The organism is Pseudidiomarina gelatinasegens, from assembly GCF_004025325.1.
Lineage (GTDB): Bacteria > Pseudomonadota > Gammaproteobacteria > Enterobacterales > Alteromonadaceae > Pseudidiomarina > Pseudidiomarina gelatinasegens.
The window spans coordinates 107,952-128,727 of the sequence record NZ_RSFE01000006.1; the positions used below are offsets into that span (position 1 = coordinate 107,952).

At 50.5% G+C, this 20,776-nt stretch carries 16 protein-coding genes; 9 read left to right on the forward strand and 7 right to left on the reverse strand.

Annotated features, from left to right (window positions below; all coding sequences use genetic code 11):
• Positions 1-44 precede the first annotated feature (44 nt).
• Genes EGC76_RS09165 through EGC76_RS09175 form a run of 3 tightly spaced genes read left to right on the forward strand, consistent with a single transcriptional unit; the run spans position 45 to position 3,204 of the window.
• Positions 45-1,640, forward strand: a complete 1,596-nt coding sequence (locus tag EGC76_RS09165) for a thiamine pyrophosphate-binding protein (RefSeq protein WP_128352691.1) — start codon at positions 45-47, stop codon at positions 1,638-1,640.
• A 45-nt stretch (positions 1,641-1,685) separates the two neighbouring features.
• Positions 1,686-3,023: a prephenate-dependent tRNA uridine(34) hydroxylase TrhP gene (gene trhP / locus EGC76_RS09170; RefSeq protein WP_128352692.1), complete on the forward strand. Its 1,338-nt coding sequence runs from the start codon at positions 1,686-1,688 to the stop codon at positions 3,021-3,023.
• Positions 3,007-3,204: a YfhL family 4Fe-4S dicluster ferredoxin gene (locus EGC76_RS09175; protein ID WP_128352693.1), complete on the forward strand. Its 198-nt coding sequence runs from the start codon at positions 3,007-3,009 to the stop codon at positions 3,202-3,204. The genes trhP and EGC76_RS09175 overlap by 17 nt, the downstream gene beginning before the upstream one ends.
• On the opposite strand, the gene EGC76_RS09180 is transcribed toward EGC76_RS09175, so the two are convergent.
• Positions 3,201-4,292, reverse strand: coding sequence for a threonine aldolase family protein (locus EGC76_RS09180; protein ID WP_128352694.1), 1,092 nt, complete (start codon positions 4,290-4,292; stop codon positions 3,201-3,203). The two genes, EGC76_RS09175 and EGC76_RS09180, sit on opposite strands and share 4 nt — an antisense overlap.
• Before the next feature lie 167 nt (positions 4,293-4,459).
• On the opposite strand from EGC76_RS09180, the gene katG reads away from it, so the two are divergent.
• The gene (gene katG, locus EGC76_RS09185) at positions 4,460-6,613 is read left to right on the forward strand and encodes a catalase/peroxidase HPI (protein ID WP_128352695.1); all 2,154 of its coding nucleotides are present in this window, start codon (positions 4,460-4,462) and stop codon (positions 6,611-6,613) included.
• A 48-nt stretch (positions 6,614-6,661) separates the two neighbouring features.
• On the opposite strand, the gene EGC76_RS09190 is transcribed toward katG, so the two are convergent.
• The gene (locus EGC76_RS09190) at positions 6,662-7,513 is read right to left on the reverse strand and encodes a LysR family transcriptional regulator (RefSeq protein WP_128352696.1); all 852 of its coding nucleotides are present in this window, start codon (positions 7,511-7,513) and stop codon (positions 6,662-6,664) included.
• Between the two features lie 207 nt (positions 7,514-7,720).
• On the opposite strand from EGC76_RS09190, the gene EGC76_RS09195 reads away from it, so the two are divergent.
• The 3 genes from EGC76_RS09195 to EGC76_RS09205 are packed head-to-tail and all read left to right on the forward strand — an operon-like array spanning position 7,721 to position 12,166.
• The gene (locus EGC76_RS09195; RefSeq protein ID WP_128352697.1) at positions 7,721-8,896 is read left to right on the forward strand and encodes an acyl-CoA dehydrogenase; all 1,176 of its coding nucleotides are present in this window, start codon (positions 7,721-7,723) and stop codon (positions 8,894-8,896) included.
• Between the two features lie 28 nt (positions 8,897-8,924).
• Positions 8,925-11,120, forward strand: coding sequence for a thiamine pyrophosphate-dependent enzyme (locus EGC76_RS09200; RefSeq protein ID WP_128352698.1), 2,196 nt, complete (start codon positions 8,925-8,927; stop codon positions 11,118-11,120).
• Positions 11,120-12,166, forward strand: coding sequence for a malonyl CoA-ACP transacylase (locus tag EGC76_RS09205; RefSeq protein WP_128352699.1), 1,047 nt, complete (start codon positions 11,120-11,122; stop codon positions 12,164-12,166). Before EGC76_RS09200 ends, EGC76_RS09205 begins: the two co-directional genes overlap by 1 nt.
• Here the strand turns inward: EGC76_RS09205 and EGC76_RS09210 are convergent.
• Genes EGC76_RS09210 through EGC76_RS09220 form a run of 3 tightly spaced genes read right to left on the reverse strand, consistent with a single transcriptional unit; the run spans position 12,126 to position 14,961 of the window.
• Positions 12,126-12,941, reverse strand: a complete 816-nt coding sequence (locus EGC76_RS09210; RefSeq protein ID WP_128352700.1) for a mechanosensitive ion channel family protein — start codon at positions 12,939-12,941, stop codon at positions 12,126-12,128. The two genes, EGC76_RS09205 and EGC76_RS09210, sit on opposite strands and share 41 nt — an antisense overlap.
• 27 nt (positions 12,942-12,968) lie before the next feature.
• Positions 12,969-13,952 (reverse strand): hypothetical protein, encoded by a 984-nt coding sequence (locus tag EGC76_RS09215; protein WP_128352701.1) that lies wholly within the window; start codon positions 13,950-13,952, stop codon positions 12,969-12,971.
• A 37-nt stretch (positions 13,953-13,989) separates the two neighbouring features.
• On the reverse strand, positions 13,990-14,961 hold the full coding sequence (locus EGC76_RS09220; protein ID WP_128352702.1) for a Vgb family protein: 972 nt from the start codon (positions 14,959-14,961) through the stop codon (positions 13,990-13,992).
• Positions 14,962-15,103: 142 nt separating this feature from the next.
• Between EGC76_RS09220 and EGC76_RS09225 the strand changes: the two genes are divergently transcribed.
• The gene (locus tag EGC76_RS09225) at positions 15,104-15,730 is read left to right on the forward strand and encodes a LysE family translocator (RefSeq protein ID WP_128352703.1); all 627 of its coding nucleotides are present in this window, start codon (positions 15,104-15,106) and stop codon (positions 15,728-15,730) included.
• A 9-nt stretch (positions 15,731-15,739) separates the two neighbouring features.
• On the opposite strand, the gene recQ is transcribed toward EGC76_RS09225, so the two are convergent.
• The gene (gene recQ / locus EGC76_RS09230) at positions 15,740-17,584 is read right to left on the reverse strand and encodes a DNA helicase RecQ (protein ID WP_128352704.1); all 1,845 of its coding nucleotides are present in this window, start codon (positions 17,582-17,584) and stop codon (positions 15,740-15,742) included.
• 119 nt (positions 17,585-17,703) lie between these two features.
• On the opposite strand from recQ, the gene rarD reads away from it, so the two are divergent.
• Positions 17,704-18,603 (forward strand): EamA family transporter RarD, encoded by a 900-nt coding sequence (gene rarD, locus EGC76_RS09235; RefSeq protein WP_128352705.1) that lies wholly within the window; start codon positions 17,704-17,706, stop codon positions 18,601-18,603.
• Here rarD and uvrD read toward each other — a convergent pair.
• Complete coding sequence (gene uvrD, locus EGC76_RS09240) at positions 18,579-20,774, reverse strand: DNA helicase II (RefSeq protein WP_128352706.1); 2,196 nt, start codon at positions 20,772-20,774, stop codon at positions 18,579-18,581. The two genes, rarD and uvrD, sit on opposite strands and share 25 nt — an antisense overlap.
• Between the last annotated feature and the right edge of the window lie 2 nt (positions 20,775-20,776).

Genomic DNA, 20,776 nt, shown 5'->3' on the forward strand with positions numbered 1-20,776 from the left:
AGCCCACACTCGTGGGCTGTTTTGTTTCTGGTAAGGGTATTGCGATGCAATTGGGTGCTGCCATTACAAAAGCTCTGCGCGATTTCGGCGTAAACGAGCTTTTTGGAATTCCTGGGGACTTTATTCTGCCTCTGTTACAACAGTTGCAACAACAACCGGATGCTCTACCGTTTTACTACCTAACCCACGAGCCAGCTGTTGTTTATGCCGCCGATGCGGCTGCTCGATGCGCGAACCGCCCAGCCGCTGTTGCGCTGACCTATGGGGCCGGCGCACTAAATGGCGTCAATGCCGTAGCCCAAGCCTACGAAGAATATGTGCCGCTCGTTATTTTTGCCGGTTACCCAAGCCGTAACGAAGTAGCTTCCGGCTTGCAGATTCATCATCAAGCCAAAACCATCGATTCTCAGCGCCGCATCTATACTGAAATCACCTGTTTGCAAGTACGCCTCGATAATGCTGAAACAGCGACACAAGTGCTGTACGAGGCACTGCAAACCTGCAAAGAACAATCCCGTCCTGTGCTCATTGAAGTGCCTCGCGATGCGGTTGATTTGGATATTGTGCCGCGGGCATCGTATGCGGCCGCTGCTAAAGTGCCTGTGAGCGTTCACGAAGATGATTATCAACGGCTTGTTGTCGCGCTGAGCACGGCCCGCCGGCCCGTAATTCTAAGTGGTGTCAATGTCCGGCGAAGCGGCGCTCAACACGCTGTTGAGTGTTTGGCCGAGCAGTTTAATATTCCCCTGGTAACATCACTACTAGGGCGTGCCAGCATTAACCCGAACCATTCGTGCTATGGCGGTGTATTTTGTGGAGCTACCGACACCCTGGCTTACCAGTTACTTAACAATGCCGATGTGATCATTGCCTTAGGCGTAATTTACACAGACAGTAATTTTAGTGCTCATCGCTCGTTAATCAGCTCCCCGCATTTTTATCGCATCGATTTTCCTGAGCAGTCGTTGAAGAGCTGGTGCAGTCGACTTGCCAGTGAACCATTACCGCTATTTGAAACACGAAGCTTAAACCAACCCGAACTGCAGCCGGATACAACATTTTCTACTGATGCCGTGGTACAAGAAATACATCGACAACTGTCGCAGCAATCCACGATCGTTCCCATTGTCAGTGACGTGGGTGATTGCTTATTTGCGTCATTACGAGCTTCACCAACAGACTTTTTAGCACCGGCATACTATGCGTCTATGGGCTACTCGATACCGGCTGCTCTTGGCGTTTACGTCACCACCCAACGACGGCCTGTGGTTCTTGTCGGCGACGGCGCTTTTCTAATGACCGGGCTTGAGCTTGGCCAATGCCTGCGTTATGGCTGCCTACCTATCATCGTACTGATAAACAATCAGCGATGGGACATGATTGAAGCCTTCGCGCCAAAGTTAAACTGCACCAAACTGCATCACTGGCAGTACACCAGTATTGCCACAAGTATGGGTATTGAAAGCGTTCGCGTGCATGACCACCCAAGCTTTGCTAAGGCATTTGCTAAGGCTTGGGCGGAACCAGACCAAGCGCACCTCATCGATGTTTGGATGCCAGAGAAAAGCCGTTCCGCAAAGCTGTCTAAATTTGCCGAAACCTTGACCTCGATCAATAAAACCAACTCAATCGAGGTATAAACTACCCAGCCATTTTTAAGCACGATTAACCCAGTCAAAGGTTTTATGCAGTCACACCCACCTGAATTACTAAGCCCTGCAGGCAGCTTAAAAGCCATGCGGCTCGCTTTTGCTTATGGCGCCGATGCTGTCTACGCTGGGCAGCCACGCTATAGCTTGCGCGTACGTAACAATGAATTTGATCTGCCACGTCTGGCGCAAGGTATTGCTGAAGCACATGCCTTAGGTAAAAAATTCTATGTCGTTGTAAATATTGCGCCGCATAATTCGAAGTTGGTTACCTTTGTGGACGATATGGCGCCAGTCATTGCATTAAAACCTGATGCATTGATTGTGTCCGACCCCGGAATTGTGATGCTGTTGCGCGAACATTATCCCAGCCAAGCGCTGCATCTAAGTGTGCAAGCGAACACCGTCAACTGGGCTGCGGTAAAGTTCTGGCAACAGCAGGGCATTGAACGCATCATTGTGTCGCGTGAGTTGGAAGTACGCGAAATTGCTGAAATTCGGCAAAAATGCCCCGATATGGAAATTGAAGTGTTTGTACATGGCGCCTTATGCATGGCTTATTCAGGCCGATGCCTGTTGTCCGGCTACTTCAATAAGCGCGACCCAAACCAAGGTGCTTGCACGAACTCGTGTCGCTGGCCTTATCAGGTGCACGACGCAGAAGAAGACGCGGTGGGCCAATTTAATCCGATTGATACCCCTGTGCTATTAACTGAACCGCAGCGCCCCGGTGAGTACATGCTGATGGACGAGGATCTGCACGGTACTTACATCATGAACTCCAAAGACTTGCGTGGTATTGAGCATGTGGATTCGCTCACCAAGATGGGCGTGCATTCATTGAAAATTGAAGGCCGTACCAAGTCACCTTATTACGTTGCGCGTACTGCACAAATTTACCGTCAGGCAATTGATGATGCCGCGGCAGGCAAGCCGTTTAACCGTGACTTATTAGCCGAGCTAGACGGCATGGCCAACCGTGGCTTTACTGAAGGCTTTTTACGCCGCCATGTACCCAGCGAAACCCAGAATTACGCCACCAGCCATAGCCAAGGTGAGCAATTACTGGTTGGCGAAATACTTGATTCCGATGGCGCCAACGCTACGGTTGACGTTAAAAATGCCTTCGCTATCGGCGATACATTAATTCTGATGAAGCCCTCAGGCAACATAACCTTCAAGCTAGGCGCCATGGTAGATGCCAATCAACACGTACTTGAGCGTGCCGCTGGTGCTGGTCGCCAAGTTGGGGTGCGCCTACCCACAGCACTCAATGCAGAAGAAGCGCAGTTCAGCATGTTGATTAAAGTGGCCGACGTGAAACCACAACAAACCATTCCGGTCGTCGAGGTGACTAATGCCTGTAGTCATTGATAGCGATTGCATTAATTGCGATATGTGCGTGCCTGAATGCCCGAATGATGCCATTGCCATGGGAAAACAGCACTATGTGGTCGATGTGGATAAATGCACGGAATGCGAAGGTTTCTACGACCAACCCGCTTGCATTCCGGTATGTCCAATAGAGTGCATGACACTGGTACCCGACGCTTAGCGGGCAAGACAAGCACTCAGGTGCTTGTACCAGAATTCGGTTGGCTGCTGCATGGTGCGACGGCCAACGCTTATTTCACATACACATTGACCGTTTTTATTGGCCCGGGGCAGTGGTAATACGATAATGCCGTGCGCATTCGCGTACTCGGTGATGGCTTGCAGCAGCACCTCTTCATCACGGTCGATATGCAGGTGAAACATGGCACCTTGTGGCTCGCTTGGGTTCACAGTCACACCGTCAACACTGCCAAGTAACGGCCCCAACTCGCGGGCATAAGTAACAGCGTCATCAATAGCAGCTAAGTTATCGTCAATTCCCTTCTCCGCAGCCAAAATGTACGGATACATCGAAATTAAATTTCCTCCAGCACGACGACTCCATACCTTGGCTTCAGCAATAAACGCTTCTGTCCCAGCCAGTATCGCTCCGGCAATGCCGCCGATATCTTTGTATAAACTCACATACACGGAATCCGCCAGGTCACAAACTTCCGCTAAACTGCGCTGATAATAGGCGGGGCAATGCCATAACCGCGCGCCGTCAATATGCACAGCGATGCCACGCTCCTTCGCCCACTGCGATTGCGCTTTTAAATCAGACCATTGCGGCAATTGCCCGCCGATTTCACGCATCGGCAGCTCGAGTACGATGGCCGCCAATTGTTGCGCTTCTATTTGCTGCAAATCGCTGAGCGTCGGCACCTGCTCCGGCTGACCGAAAAGGTGCCCTTTTAACCCCCAAAGCTGCTGATAGCCATCGTGTTCATGCAAAACTAAATGCGAGCTTGGGTGCAAGCCCACGTGATTATTTTGACGCGCAAGCGCATGAATTTTTAGGGCCAGGGGCTGTGCTAACGTGCCGCTTGGCAAAAACAATGCGGCTGGCTTACCCAACAATGCAGCAAGCTTCGCTTCAAAATCCTCGATTAATACACCGTTCCCGTACACGTCGGGCTCAGCAACCCCTTCAGCTCTGTCCGCAAGCTGCCGCAAAACAGCCGCCATAGACTCCGGCGGATGGCGCAAAATGGAATACTGTGCTCGACGTGCTGCTTGTTGGTAGGCTTGGCGTAGGTTGTTCATCATGGTGTCACTTCGTTGCAAAAATAGTGTTCTATTAAAACCATTTTCATCGGAAAAATCTATTACGTTGGTCGTTTTTATTTACTTTGACTAAACTTCTAAAGCGCGTAGGGTAAGACTATGACCATCATCCAACTGATGATGCTAACGAATTGATACGAGGAGTATTTATGAGTGACAATGCAGGCAAATGCCCCGTCATCCACGGTGGCAATACTGCCACGGGAAAATCAAACATGGATTGGTGGCCGAATGCTTTAAATCTCGACATTCTGCACCAGCACGATCGTAAAACGAACCCTCTCGACCCTGATTTCAACTATGCTGAAGCGTTGAAGCAACTAGACGTTGAAGCCTTAAAGCGCGACGTAAAAGCACTGATGACCGATAGCCAAGAATGGTGGCCGGCCGATTGGGGTCACTACGGTGGCCTAATGATTCGTATGGCCTGGCACGCTGCCGGCTCATACCGTATTGCCGATGGTCGCGGTGGCGGCGGAACAGGAAACCAACGTTTTGCGCCACTAAACTCGTGGCCTGACAACGTAAACTTAGATAAAGCGCGTCGCTTGTTGTGGCCAATTAAGAAAAAGTACGGCAGCAAGATTAGCTGGGCCGATCTCATTATTTTAGCGGGCACCATGGCGTATGAATCGATGGGCTTACCTGCTTATGGTTTCGCCTTTGGTCGCGATGATATCTGGCACCCAGAAAAGGATATTTACTGGGGTTCGGAAACCGAATGGCTGGGTAAAACACGGTATGAAAAAGACGACAGCGAAACATTGGAAAATCCTTTAGCAGCCGTACAGATGGGCTTAATTTACGTTAACCCTGAAGGTGTTGACGGCAATCCCGACCCACTGCGTACCGCACAAGACATCCGTGAAACATTCTTGCGTATGGCCATGAACGATGAAGAAACCGTTGCCCTAACAGCGGGTGGCCACACGGTTGGTAAATGTCATGGTAACGGCAAAGCGGAAAACCTCGGCCCCGAGCCTGAAGCTGCCGATGTACACGAACAAGGCCTTGGTTGGAACAACACCATAACACGCGGTATTGGGCGTGATACGGTAACCAGCGGTATTGAAGGTGCTTGGACCACAAATCCTACACAATGGGATAATGGCTATTTCTACTTGCTCTTCACATATGAATGGGAGCTTAAAAAGAGCCCAGCCGGGGCATGGCAGTGGGAACCAATTAACATCAAGGAAGAAGACAAACCTGTTGATGTGGAAGACCCATCAATTCGCCGTAATCCGATTATGACCGATGCCGACATGGCCATGAAAATGGACCCAGAGTATCGCAAGATTTCTGAGCGTTTTTACAATGACCCTGAATATTTCTCAGAAGTATTCGCTCGCGCTTGGTACAAGTTAACGCACCGTGATATGGGGCCTTTAGCACGCTATTTGGGCCCAGATGTGCCAAGCGAAGAACTGATTTGGCAAGACCCGATACCGGCCGGTAACACCGATTACGATGTGGCTGCAGTGAAAGCAAAAATTGCCGACTCGGGTTTGTCACTTGCTGAACTTGCCGCAACCGCATGGGACAGTGCGCGCACTTTCCGCGGTTCAGATCTTCGTGGCGGCGCCAATGGTGCGCGTATTCGCCTTGCGCCACAGAAAGACTGGCAAGGGAATGAACCAGAGCGTTTGGCAAAAGTGCTGAGCAAGCTCGAACCCATTGCTAAGGCTACTGGTGCTAGCGTTGCAGACGTGATTGTTCTTGGCGGTAACTATGCCATTGAACAGGCCGCGAAGAATGCTGGCATTGATGTCGAGGTGCCCTTTGCACCAGGCCGTGGTGATGCTACAGATGAGCAAACTGAAGTGGAGTCCTTTGAGCCGCTTGAGCCGATTCATGATGGTTTCCGCAACTGGGTCAAGAAAGATTACACGGTACAACCGGAAGAGCTGTTGCTTGACCGTGCCCAGCTACTGGGCCTGACTGCGCCAGAAATGACCGTGCTAATGGGCGGCCTACGTGTACTTGGCACCAACTACGGTGGTAGCAAACACGGTGTATTCACTGATCGTGTTGGAAGTTTAACCAATGACTTCTTTGTCACCCTAACTGATATGGCCTACACGTGGCAGCCAACTGGTAAAAACAGTTATGCCCTGAACGATCGCAAAACGGGCGCAACCAAATACACCGCAACACGCGTTGATCTGGTATTTGGTTCGAATTCAATTTTGCGCTCGTACGCTGAGCTCTATGCCCAGGATGATTCGCAAGAGAAGTTTGTGAGAGATTTCGTGAAGGCATGGACCAAAGTGATGAACGCTGACCGCTTTGACTTAAATTAATCAGCGGCTGTGTTGAACAAAGCCTGGCTCTGTTTGAGTCAGGCTTTTTTATTCACTCGGTTCGTAGCTGCGCTGCTGGCATAACACCCGCAACCAATCCAAAGCTGGCTGTCCTGCTTTTGAGCGCGGATAGGCTAAACCGATGGTTCGCTGCAGGTTAATGCCTTTAATTGGCCGCAGTACCACATCTTGACGATCATGAAGCACCTCAAAGTCAGGCACTAAGGCCGCTCCAATACCCGCCGAAACCAAACCGAGTGCATATTCAATGGTGTGGATGTCAGCCCGGATATCCGGCTGAATTCCGTTACGGATAAGCTCTGGATAAAATTGAGACCAAGCGTCGCATGGTGTGCGTTTAATCAACGCCAAGCCGTCAAAATCCTCCAGTTGCAAGCTCTGCTTCAGTGCCAATGGGTGCCCTGCGGGCAAGGCGATCAAAAAACAGTCGGTCCATATTGGTAAAAATTGTTCGCCTGCTTTTAGCATTTTGGGTGTGATGATGCGCGCATCAGCATCATCGTCAGGCTCCACCAAGTGCAACTCCAGCCCCTCAACACCAGCACTGAATTCGCGTAGCAATTGGCTCATCCGCTCCACCCCCAAGGCACGAATTAACCCCAGCCGAAACTGTACCCGCGCCACACTATGGCGAAACGATGCTTTTAAGGATTGCATTTGACTCAGCAAACGTCCGGCATGGCCATACAGTCGCTCACCATCTTCGGTGGGGGTCACTCCACGTGACTGGCGCACGAACAGTGTTGTACCCAACTCATCTTCGAGCTGTTGCAATGCCGCTGATAGGCTCGGTTGGGCCACATGACATGCCCGTGCGGCGGCACTAATGCTGCCGTTTTCATACACCGCCACAAAGTAATTTAGCTGCCTTAAATCCATAGTTAAAAGCTATATCTGGTTTAGTTTTTATATGATTTAACTTTACACCAAACCGGAGTAAAGTGAAGTACAAATAAAAACCGTTATTGGTTATTCGTACGTTCGCTTTGCTCACTGTTCGTCCGTGCTTCGCACTGTTCGAATAGCAAAGCGGACGAATAGCGAAGCGTACGAATAACGAATCACGAATTTAAACGAGGATTTCCCATGGCGCGTTTCCCATTTGACTGGCAAGACCCTTTTCAATTTTCATCCATGCTTACTGAAGAAGAACGCATGATTCGCGACACGGCGCATCAATATTGCCAAGAAAAGCTTATGCCACGGGTGCTCACTGCAAACCGTGAAGAGCGCTTTGATCGCGAGATTATGAATGAACTGGGCGAGCTTGGCTTATTGGGTGCAACCTTGCCAGAAAAATACGGCTGTGCGGAAGTGAACCATGTTTGTTATGGCTTGGTGGCACGTGAAGTGGAGCGTGTCGACAGTGGTTATCGCAGTGCAATGAGCGTGCAATCAAGCTTAGTGATGCATCCAATTCACGCCTACGGCACCGAAGCACAACGCATGAAATATTTGCCGAAACTTGCCAGCGGTGAATGGGTGGGCTGCTTTGGTTTGACCGAGCCCGATGCAGGCTCTGATCCTGCCGGCATGCGCACTACTGCCAAGAAAGTTGACGGTGGCTATGTGCTTAAAGGCACTAAAATGTGGATAACGAACTCGCCTATTGCCGACGTGTTTGTGGTTTGGGCGAAACTGGATGGTGAGATTCGTGGCTTTGTGCTGGAAAAAGGCATGAAGGGCTTATCTGCACCGAAAATTGAAGGCAAATTCTCACTGCGCGCATCGATTACCGGTGAAATTGTCATGGATAACGTCGAAGTGCCTGAAGACGCCTTACTCCCTAATGTAAGTGGTTTAAAAGGGCCGTTCGGGTGTTTGAATAAGGCCCGTTATGGTATTGCTTGGGGCGCACTTGGCGCTGCAGAGTTTTGCTGGCATGCGGCGCGTCAATACACGCTCGATCGGTACCAGTTTAACCGTCCACTTGCAGCCACCCAGTTAATTCAAAAGAAGCTAGCCGACATGCAAACGGAAATTTCGATTGGCTTATTAAGCTGCATTCAAGCCGGTCGGTTAATGGATTTAGACCAACTGCCCCCAGAAACCATTTCGTTGATTAAACGCAACTCGTGCGGTAAGGCCCTCGATATTGCACGCGTAGCCCGCGACATGCACGGCGGTAACGGTATTGCTGATGAGTACCACGTAATTCGTCATGTAATGAACCTTGAGGCCGTTAATACCTACGAAGGCACACACGATGTGCATGCACTGATTCTAGGTCGCGCGCAAACCGGCTTACAAGCGTTCGGTTAAACACCAGCAACGTCGCAGGAGGTTTCCTATGGCTGCAGCAATGCACCCGTGGCTGGTTGAGTTTATCCAGCGTATTGAGCAACACCAACTGCCCCCGGCTCACGCAGCCGGTGGCGTACTCGGTGATGCCGATTTATTTGAACTGTTTGAGTCACAACTCGATAGTCGACTGCTCGACTTGCAATCGCGGCTGCTGCAGGCCGCTGGCCAAAGTTTCTATACCATTGGTAGTGCCGGTCATGAGGGCAATGCGGCGGTCGCGAAAGCCTTGCGTGTCACCGACCCAGCGTTTTTACACTACCGCAGTGGTGCGTTTTTTGTGCAACGCGCCAAGCAAGCCCCGGGCAGCACACCACTGTATGACATGATGCTCAGCTTTGCCGCGTCAGCCGATGAACCGATATCCGGCGGGCGCCATAAAGTTTTGGGCAGTTTGCATTTAAATGTACCGCCACAAACCAGTACCATTGCTTCGCATGTTCCCAAAGCAATGGGTACGGCATTTGCCATTGGCCTGTCGAAACGCTTGAACCATCAAGGTACCTGGCCCAACGATGCCATTGCAATGTGCAGTTTTGGTGATGCGTCAGCCAACCATTCCACCGCGCTTGGCGCAATTAACTCAGCCAGTTGGGCAGCCTACCAGCAAATTCCGATGCCACTGTTATTGGTTTGCGAAGACAACGGCTTAGGCATTTCTACCCACACCCCAAAAGGCTGGATTCAACAGCAGTTGAGTCAGCGCCCAGCATTAAAATACTTTTTTGCCGACGGCAGCAATTTAGCTGAAACCTATTTGGTGGCCCGCGAGGCAGCTGACTATGTTCGCCAAAAACGCAAACCTGCGGTATTGCACCTGCGTACCGTTCGCCTGTTTGGCCATGCCGGTGCCGATGCTGAAGTGGCGTATCGCAGCAAGCAAGAAATAGCCCTCGATAGCGAGCGCGATCCGCTACTGCACAGTTGTGCCGCATTGATCAGCCGGGGCTTATTTAACCACCAGCAACTCATTGAGTTTATTCAGTCACACCAGCAACGTATTGCGCGCATTGCCACCCAAGCGTCGAAGCAACCAAAATTAGAAACGGCCGAACAAGTCATGGCGTCAATCACGCCGCCGGTGCGCACGCAAGCGCTACCGGCACCGGTTACTGGCGACCAACGCCAGGCCCTGTTCAAGTGGGACAAACACAATATCAGCAAGCCGCAACACTTGGGCAAAATGCTGAACTGGGCACTGCATGACTTAATGGCGCAACACAGCAACATTGTCATGTGTGGCGAGGACATAGCTAAAAAAGGCGGTGTGTACCATGTGACACAACATTTAATGGAAGCCTTTGGTGCAAACCGCGTGTTAAATACCGTACTGGACGAGCAAAGTATTCTGGGATTAGCCATCGGCATGGCCCAGCAAGGCTTTATTGCAATGCCAGAAATCCAGTTTTTGGCTTATGTGCATAATGCCGAAGATCAAATTCGCGGCGAAGCGGCAACCTTATCGTTTTTCTCCAATGGGCAATACACCAACCCAATGGTTATCCGGATTGCTGGCCTTGCCTATCAACGGGGCTTCGGCGGTCACTTCCACAACGATAACTCGTTTGCTGTATTTCGTGACATTCCTGGCGTTGTCTTACTTTGCCCTAGCAACGGTCGCGAAGGTGCGCTGTTGATGCGCCAGGCTGTTGCACTGGCTGCGCGCGAACAGCGGGTCGTCATCATGTTGGAGCCTATTGCGCTTTATATGACTCGTGACTTGCATAAAGAGGGTGACGGTGGCTGGTTGTGTGATTATCCAGATCCACAAGAACCCGTGCCGGAAGTGGGCGAGCCGACTATATACGGTGATAGTAACGAGCTGGCGATTGTCTCTTACGGCAACGGCTATTATTTGAGCCGACAAGCGGAAGCCCAACTTGCACAACAAGGACACAACGTACGGGTGCTTGATTTGCGCTGTTTGGTGCCTTTGCATGTGGATAAAATAATTGCGGCGTTAGGCGGCTGTAAAAAAGTACTGATTGTGGATGAATGTCGCCGTCGTGGGTCGCTCAGCGAAGAGTTATTCACAGCGCTGCATGAACACAAGCCCGGTCTGTTTACAGTTTCACGCATTAACGCGGAAGATAGCTTCATTCCGCTTGGTAAAGCTGCATACAGTGTGTTGCTATCTACAGCACAGATTGTTGACGGCGCCAAAGCTTTGTTGGAGGCAAACTGATGACAGCGGATAAAAAAACCGCCTTGGTTGTATGCCCAGGCCGTGGCACTTATAACAAACCCGAATTAGGATCGATTTCGAGCAATATCGGCGATAATAATCAATTATCGGCGAATATACTGCAAGAAATTGACGGTATTCGTGACGAGCTTGGGCTGCCGACGGTGACTGAACTCGACCAAGCGCCGTTATTCAAAACATCGTTACACCAAAAGCCCGAAAACGCTGCTGCATTAATTTATGCCGGCGGTTATTTGGATTATTTAGCGATTGATCGCGAGCAGTACGACGTTGTTGGAATTACCGGCAACTCGATGGGTTGGTACACCGCCATGGCCTGCGCTGGCTGTTGGGATGTCGATACCAGTACCCGCTTAGTCACCAACATGGCACAGCTTACGGCCGGTGGTGAAGGTGCCCAATTTATCTACCCAATGGTCGACAATGAATGGCGCCCTAGCACCGAATTGAAAGCTGCCATTGATGGCCAATTAGCCCGCTTCCCTGGCGACCTAATGATGTCAATTCAATACGGTGGTTATGCCGTACTTGCTGGCTCAACTGAAGCCTGCAACGCCGCAGTTGCTGCATTGCCGCGGGTTGATGAACGATTCCCGATGGTACTACCAGGCCACGCCGCGTTTCATACGCACTTTATGCATGCAGCTTCTGAACAGGCATTATCGCTTTGGCCTGCTGCTGCATTTAAAGCGCCACAAACAACGCTAGTTGACGGCAGGGGACATCTCTGGTCACCGCACGTAGTGGACAGCAAAGCGCTGCAGCACTACACCTTAGGGCATCAGGTTACGCAAACCTACGACTTCAGCCGGGCCATACAGGTTGCCGTGAAAGAACTGGCGCCTGATACCATCATTTTGCTCGGCCCAGGTGCTGGTTTGGGTGGCGCGGTAGCCCAAGCGCTCATTGATATTCGTTGGCAAGGCTTAGCGAGCAAGAGCGATTTCGTGGCGCGCCAGCAAAGTGACACGCCCTATGTGTTGGCTATGGGTTTACATGAACAGCGTGCTCTGGTGACAGGTTAGCAAAACGAACTGGCAAGGCGCGCAGGCAAGCTTTACCGCGCGCCGTTAAGTCCGTCATAAACTGAAATTGCTGACGGGGGTCTATCGGATAAGCTTTGAGCCGATAATGCGTACCCCATGGCTCTTCGCTGATAATGACCGTTATCGGCTGCTTCAGTTGCACATAGGGGCTGGTAAGAGCAACGTCTTCAAGCACCTGCTTAACTCGATGGGCATCGTGATCAGCCGTTAAATAGAAGCTGGTTACACACATTAAGCTTGGGCCGCCGTTATTCGCGTTGTGAATGAGCTCGGTCCATAGCTTTAAATGGGGCACAAACACCACAGTGTCGTCCGGTGTGACCATTTCAACCGCGCGCATGCCAATGTGCTTCACTTCACCGTAGGTTCCATCCACCTCTATCCAGTCACCCGGCCGGTAAGGCAACTCGTATACCGCGACAATGCCCGCGATGAGGCTACTAACGTAGTCCTTCATGGCAAAGCCAATGGCCAAGCCGGCCGCGCCAAGAATTGCGACCATATTTTGTACCGTGGTTTCAATCACCATGGGTACAATCCAGATAATTGCGAGGACAAATACAATCACGCGCAAAGTTGGAATCATTGCGAGTACAAACAAGCGTTGCTTGCCATGCAGGCGGTCTGCTATCCACGGGAATACACGTTGGCTCAACCAGATGATCGCAACAGAGACCGTGATCACAACGGCAATTTCAATCACAGCATCACTGGTCACGGTTTTAAATAACCCGAGAATTTTATCCGTTTCCATTGTTCACCTTACTGATCACTTGTTGTCCTAGAATGCATCCACAAAAAATCCGCGACTGCGCAAAAAATCTCGTACGGCCAAATAACCATAAACCGTAATGCGCCATACTTCGTCGTCATAACTAATGAGTTTGGCTTGCTGCAACTGCAGCAATTGCACATCCAGTTGATCAGCGGCGATCATCGGCAGCACTTTTTGCAATGTGCGGCCGGAAAGGCCCGTGTGTAATAACAGGGTATAGAGCACAAAAGCGGTTTCATCGTGACAATCCGAAGGCATACTTGGTAGATCATGTTCGTCGTCTTTTTCAACTGCCCATAAGGCTAACGCCAAGCCAAGGTTACCAAAAGCTCGAGCGGCCAAACTTTTGAGCTTCTTTTCGTCAGCTTGAATACCAACCTCCTGCATCAGCTTTTCATCAGCCGCCGCAAAGCAATACACATTAGGCATATTCACTGGCCAAGCACGTTGTAAAAAGGCAAAAGACCAACTGTCACAAACCACCAACCCTTGACCAAGTTCCCCACGAAAAAGTTTGGGTAGCAGTGCGCGAATAAACGCCAAACCGTCGGTGCCGCGCCGCCAATAATTTGATAGATCGTCAATTATCCACGGCGAGCTTGCTTGCGGCTTCCACCACTTATCAATATCAACATCGGCGAGCTCTGATTCTTGCGGGGCCGTTATCTTGCGCCAGTTATGACGTTCGGCCCATTCCCGTGCAATTGCAGCCGTGCCGCTAAAAGGCGGGCTAATCAGAAATTTGATACCGGGTTCACCCGCTTTTCGCCATTCATCCCAAGCGCTATCGAGTGCATCCGCGCCTGGTTTCAAATCAAACTCCCGATAGCCTGGAAAGTCATGCTCTTGCTCGTCACTTGGCGCGTCATCACGTTTCGGGAAAAGGTTTCGAAAATGCTGAGCCAGCTGCTGCACTTTGGTGCTCGCCGGCGCGTCGGGCCGTTTGAATTCAGCCAAGCGTATAACCTGCCAATTGTTGGATGTTGACATATTTAGTTCGTGCCCTTGTTGCAACGTCTAATGCATTTTAATAACTGATTTTAGCGCGTCCAATGGTGTTCGTATCCGTGCCAAACCAAAGCGCCCGACTCGCCGGGTCGAATACCATGTGTCGAATCGTTCCGCCGCCACTTTCTACTTCCACTGGCTTAGTAAAGGTTTCACTCACCGAGTCAAACCCAACAATGCGATTAGGTCGCACGCCCGTTTCCGCTACCCAAACGTAGCCGCGGTGATCAACGGCCATGGCATACGGCATCGAACTGACACCTGCTGGCAACTGCCACTCATCAATTTGATCGGTAGCTGGATTCCAGCGGCCTAAATAGCCACCCGCATAATCAACGTACCAGAAATGCCCGTGCGCATCGACACCTAACCGACGTGGGCGATTATTCTCTCGCGGCAGCTGAATTTCTTGTGGGGTATCGTTTTCGTCCAATGTCAGCAGCTTGTTTGTACCAAACAGCGCAACCCAAGGTTTACCCTGAAAGACCACCAAGCCATAAGGCCGCGCGTTTGGGGTGGGCACATCCCACAAGCGAATGGCGTTGGTTTCGGCATCCATGTGGCCGACTTGATTGGCGCCTTGCGCGGTAAACCAAATATCGCCGTTATAATCAAACTCCATGGTATGCACATCGCGGCGGCCAGAACCGGGTAATGGATACTGCGTGATTTCAAAGGTTTCCCGATCAATCTTGCCAATATGCGCGGCTTTGTTACCGGCATACCAAGCACCTCGCTCATCCACAATAATGTTATGCGGGCCTGCTCCGTCAGGTAAATCAACGCGCTTCATGTCACCTGTTTCAGGGTTTAAAACTGCAGCATAATCGGAAGCCTGCCCAACAAACCAAACTTCGTCTTCACCTGCAACGAAAGGGTCGCGAGGACGCGAGTTTTCCCATGGTACCTGCCATTCTGTAATTTCTACTGTAGCCTGCGCGCTCGTCGGTACGTCTGCGCTAAGCATTAACGCCAAAGTAAGTGACAACATAGAACCTCCCGGTCGTTATTCGTAATTGGTTATTCGTTATTCGCTATTGGTTATTCGTTAATGGAGTATAGTCGGTGCTTCGTTTATAGTAATTTTATCTTGTTCGAAAAACGAATAGCCAACAACGAGTAACGGACTTGTCATGTTAGAAATTTTCATAGCGGTTTTATTCTTCGCATTTTCGACCACCATTACGCCAGGGCCGAACAATGTCATGATCATGTCATCTGGCATGAACTATGGCATTAAAGCCAGCTTGCCACATTTTTTCGGCATTTGTTTTGGTTTTCCGGTCATGGTTCTGCTAGTTGGTTTGGGTTTTGGGGTCATCTTTGATCGTTACCCAAACCTGCACCAGCTGATAAAAGTGTTGGGTATAATTTACTTGCTCTGGCTAGCATGGCATATCGGTACTGCCGAACCTAAAGCGATTAAGAAAGGTGAGAAAAAGCCATTTACGTTTTGGCAAGCCGCGCTATTTCAATGGGTTAATGCAAAAGCTTGGGTCATGGCAACCGGTGCGGTTGCAGCATTTACCACGGTAGCAGGCTCACCACTGCTGGAAGTGCTGGCAATTACACTGGCATTTTTACTGATGGCTTTTCCGTGTGTTGGGGTATGGTTGGTGTTTGGTTCACTATTGCGAAAAGTGCTTACCAACCCAATTATGCAGCGCCTGTTTAATATTACTATGGCACTGATATTAGTATTGTCGATTGTTCCGGTGGTGGTTGACCTTTGGTATTTCTACTTCGCGCCTGCGGCTTAGGCTTAACACTCAAAATCGGCTGACGGGTTCGTCATCGGCGTCTAAATAGGCGCTGATGGCGGCGATGAATTCCTGGCCGTAGCGTTCAAGCTTTTTCTGCCCCACCCCAGTAATTGCCAGCATTGCGGTTTCATCAATGGGATAATTAACAGCCATCTCCACCAAGCTGGTGTCGTTAAATACCACAAAAGGTGGCACTTCTTCAGCATCCGCAATGGTTTTGCGAAGCGCGCGTAAGCGCCGAAACAGTACTTTGTCATAATCACCACGGTCAGCAACCCGCGGCTTACTCACCACTAAGTTGATCCGCGGCTCGGCCAGTTGCAGCGCAATTTCACCGCGTAGCACAGGGCGTGCAGCATCGGTAAGCTGCAATACGCCATATTGCTGCACATTTTGAATCACCAAACCGCGATGTATCAGTTGTCGCACCACGCCGAGCCAATATTCATGGCTTTGATCAGCACCAATACCATAGGTTGATAGCTTATCGTGGCCCAGCTCCATTAAACGTTGCGATTTACTGCCGCGCAGCACATCAATCACATGGTTCATACCAAAACGTTGGCTGACGCGATAAATGCACGACAATACTTTTTGCGCATCCACAGTGCCATCGTATTGGCGGGGCGGATCTAAACAAATATCGCAGTTGCCACAAGGCTTATCGCGGTATTCATTAAAATAATTGAGTAGCACCAAGCGCCGACACGTTTGTGCCTCACTCATGGCTTGCATCGCCGCAAATTTATGTTGCTCAATGCGGCGGCGGTCTTCGTCAGGGTGATCAACAATAATACTTTTTATCCAAGCCGCATCGGAAGGGTCGTAAAGCAATACGGCTTCGGCAGGAAGGCCGTCACGGCCAGCTCGGCCAGTTTCTTGGTAATACCCCTCAACACTGCGAGGCACGTCAAAGTGCACCACAAAACGCACGTTCGGCTTGTTAATACCCATGCCAAAGGCGACGGTTGCGACCACCACGTCAATGTCATCTCGGACAAAGCCACGCAACACAAACTCGCGCTGACTATGGGCCATACCGGCATGATAGCCAGCGGCACGAAGCCCTTCACGTTGCAATTTTTCGGCCAGTTCTTCTACTTTTTTACGGCTGCCGCAATACACGATTCCCGATGCACCACGTTGCTTTTTAATGTAGTCCGTAACTTGCTTGTAGGGTTTGTACTTTTCTTCAACCACATAGCGAATGTTCGGCCGGTCGAACGAGCCTTTATACACCACGGGGTCGTGCAAATGCAGGCGGGTAATGATATCGGCCTCGGTGGCCGCATCTGCAGTTGCGGTAAGTGCCATGAAGGGCACATTGGGTAAGGTTTCGCGTAGCTGACCCAATTGGCCGTACTCCGGCCTAAAGTCATGGCCCCACTGCGAAATGCAGTGTGCTTCGTCAATGGCAACTAAGCTAACCTGCCACTGTTGCAACAAGCGAATGAAGAATCCTTGCATAGCTCGCTCTGGACTCACATACAGCAAGCGAATCGAATTGCTGTTCAATTGCTCCATGATGCTGGCGTTTTGTTCTGGCGTCAGGCCATTATTGAGTGCCGCTGCCGCCACCCCCATGGTCTGCAGTGCTTCCACTTGGTCTTGCATCAAGCTAATAAGTGGTGAGATAACCACAGTTAAACCGTCACTGGCTAACGCCGGCAACTGATAGCACAACGACTTACCGCCGCCGGTGGGCATGAGCACCAATGCATCGCGGTGCTGCTGCACAGCTTCTATTACCTGCTGTTGGCCTTCGCGAAACGCGGTATAGCCAAATACATCGGCAAGAAGTTGTGACAGTGCAGACTCAGACAAAATTACGTCTCCAATTGACGAGAACATATTGAAGGCCCTATTGTATGCATCCCGCTACCGAAGCTCCACCGACTATCGCGTAAATCCGTGATATTCTGTCTAAGGGTGCTGATTTTTCGTACAATTCAACATGAGACACAACCTAAATGACCGATGATGCTGCACGCAGCCGCCAAGGTGTATTTTTTGCCATTGCCGCCTACACCATGTGGGGCATTGCACCTGTCTACTTCAAATGGCTTCAATCTGTCCCTGCGTTAGAGATTCTCGGGCATCGTATTTTGTGGTCATTTATTTTGGTGTTTGTGCTGATTGTGCTGCTGGGTCGTGGCAATCGGTTAAAGCCTGTACTGCAAAATAAAAAGCAGATGCTGCGCTTAACGGCTGCAACCTGCTTATTAGGCGGCAATTGGTTTTTGTTTATCTGGGCTATCAATAACGATCATATTTTGGATGCCAGCTTAGGCTATTACATTAATCCGCTTTTGAACGTCGCAATCGGTATGGCGTTTTTTGCAGAACGCATGCGTAAAATGCAGTTAGCTGCTATTGCCTTGGCATTTATTGGCGTGCTGATTCAGGTGATTTCGTTTGGCTCCGTGCCTTGGGTGGCATTGGCGTTAGCCTGCAGCTTTGCTATTTACGGCGCAATTCGCAAACGTTTGCCGATAGATTCAATTACCGGGCTGTGGTTAGAAACCTTAATCTTAATGCCCGCAGTGCTGATTTACATGTTCTTCTTTGCGAGCTCAAGTGCGGCCGACATGACCCAAAACACGTGGCAAATTAATACTCTGTTAATTGCTGCAGGCGTGGTCACCACCGCACCATTGTTGTGCTTTAATGCGGCAGCCCAGCGTATTCGCTACTCGACGTTAGGCTTCTTTCAGTACATTGGCCCGTCAATGATGTTTATTTTAGCGGTGTGGGTGTATGGCGAGCCACTGGCTGCTGATAAGTTGGTGACGTTCGCCATCATCTGGGTGGCGCTTGCGCTCTATAGCGTAGACACCTTGGTGCATCAGCAGCGTTCTAAACGCGCGTAAGCCACGACCAGCCATTTACTGCCTAAGTCGTCAAAGTTAATTTGAATGCGACTTTGCGGACCCGTACCTTCATAGTTCAGTACGGTGCCTTCACCAAATTTGGTGTGGCGCACCCGCTGCCCTAAGGTATAACCGGTCTGCTCGAAAGCTTCATGGCTCGCCCCAGTGTGAAAGCGCCCCATAGCTGGTGAGTGATGCGTGGTGCGCGCTTGTAAGCGCACATGATTGATCATTTCTGGGGGAATTTCTCCGACAAACCGGCTCGGGATATTGCGCCGTTCCTGACCATAGATGCGCCGTAATTCAGTATACGTAATCACCAACTTTTGCATCGCGCGGGTCATCCCCACGTAGCAAAGCCGCCGTTCTTCTTCGAGTCGGCCGCTCTCGCCAATGGATTGCTGAGACGGGAATAAACCTTCTTCAACTCCGCTCATAAACACCAGCGGAAATTCGAGGCCCTTCGCACTATGCAGCGTCATTAGCTGCACGGCGTCTTGATGCTCATCAGCTTGCTCTTCGCCCGACTCAAGTGCCGCGTGAGCAAGAAAAGCATTGAGTGGCGTCATGTCATCTTCAATAACCGCATCCATGGTATTGAAGTTGTCACAGGCATTCACAAGCTCTTTTAAGTTTTCTACGCGGGTTTCGGCTTTTTCGCCTTTTTCTGATTCGAACATGGCCATCAAACCACTTTTCTTAATAGCCGTGTCAACTTGACGCCCCAACGGGTAGTCGCTGATTTCATCTTCCAGGCTATCAAGCAAATCTAAAAAGCTTTGCACGGCGTTGCCGGCACGACCGCTGAGCACTTTTTCCTGCACTAACTGTCTGGCAGCTTCCCACATCGGCAGGCCACGATCGCGTGCACCCTCACGAATGATGCCCAAGGTACGATCACCAATGCCACGCGTTGGCGTGTTGATAACGCGCTCAAGCGCGGCATCGTCGTTACGACTTGCAATTAAGCGCATGTAAGCCAGAGCGTCTTTGACTTCCAACCGATCAAAGAAGCGCAGCCCGCCGTAAATTCGATACGGAATACGCGCATGCAATAAGGCTTCTTCCAACACTCGCGACTGGGCGTTGCTGCGGTATAAAATGGCGACGTCTTGCAAGGCGTTACCGTGTTCGTGCCATTGCTCAATACGCCCAGCAATGTAACGCGCTTCGTCCATTTCATTAAATGCTGCGTACAAGTCAATCGGGTCGCCCGAACTGCCTTCAGTCCAGAGCTCTTTACCTAAACGCCCGCTGTTATTGGCAATAACTTGGTTGGCCGCCGTAAGAATATTATTGGTGGAACGATAATTCTGCTCCAACCGAATGGTTAATACATCAGGGTAGTCACGTAAAAATTGCTGAATATTTTCAACTTTTGCCCCGCGCCAGCCATAAATCGACTGATCATCGTCGCCCACAATGGTTACATAGTTGGTTTCTTGCTGACCTTGGCCAACGCCCGACATTAATTTAATCCAACCGTACTGGATGGAGTTGGTATCTTGAAATTCGTCCACCAAAATATGGCGAAACCGGCGTTGATAATGCTCACGAACGTGGCGATTATCACGAATGAGCTCATGAGCGCGCAGCAATAATTCGGCAAAATCAACTAAGCCCGCTCGGTCACAAGCGACTTGATAGGCTTCATAAATTTCTTTGAACGTGCGTTCGTTAAAATCGTAACCATCGAGATGATGCGCCCGCAAGCCTTCATCTTTTTTACCATTAATAAACCACTGGGCTTGCTTCGGTGGCCAGCGTTTTTCGTCCAGATTCAAGCTACGAATGATGCGTTTCACTAACCGTTGCTGATCATCACTATCAAGAATTTGAAAGTTTTGCGGTAACCCAACATCCATATAGTGGGCGCGCAATAAGCGATGGGCCAAACCGTGGAAGGTACCAATCCACATTGCACGAACAGAACTACCAAGCAGTTGCTCAATGCGACCGCGCATTTCGGCGGCCGCTTTGTTGGTAAAGGTCACCGCCATGATACTCTGGGGTGATAAACCACGCTCTTGAATCAGCCAGGCAATACGGTGCACCAACACCCGCGTTTTACCGCTACCGGCTCCCGCAAGCACCAGCATGTGGCGCTCTTTTGCACCAACAGCCTCTCGTTGTTTGTCGTTCAGTTGTGCTAATAACGGGTGGTTTTGCATGA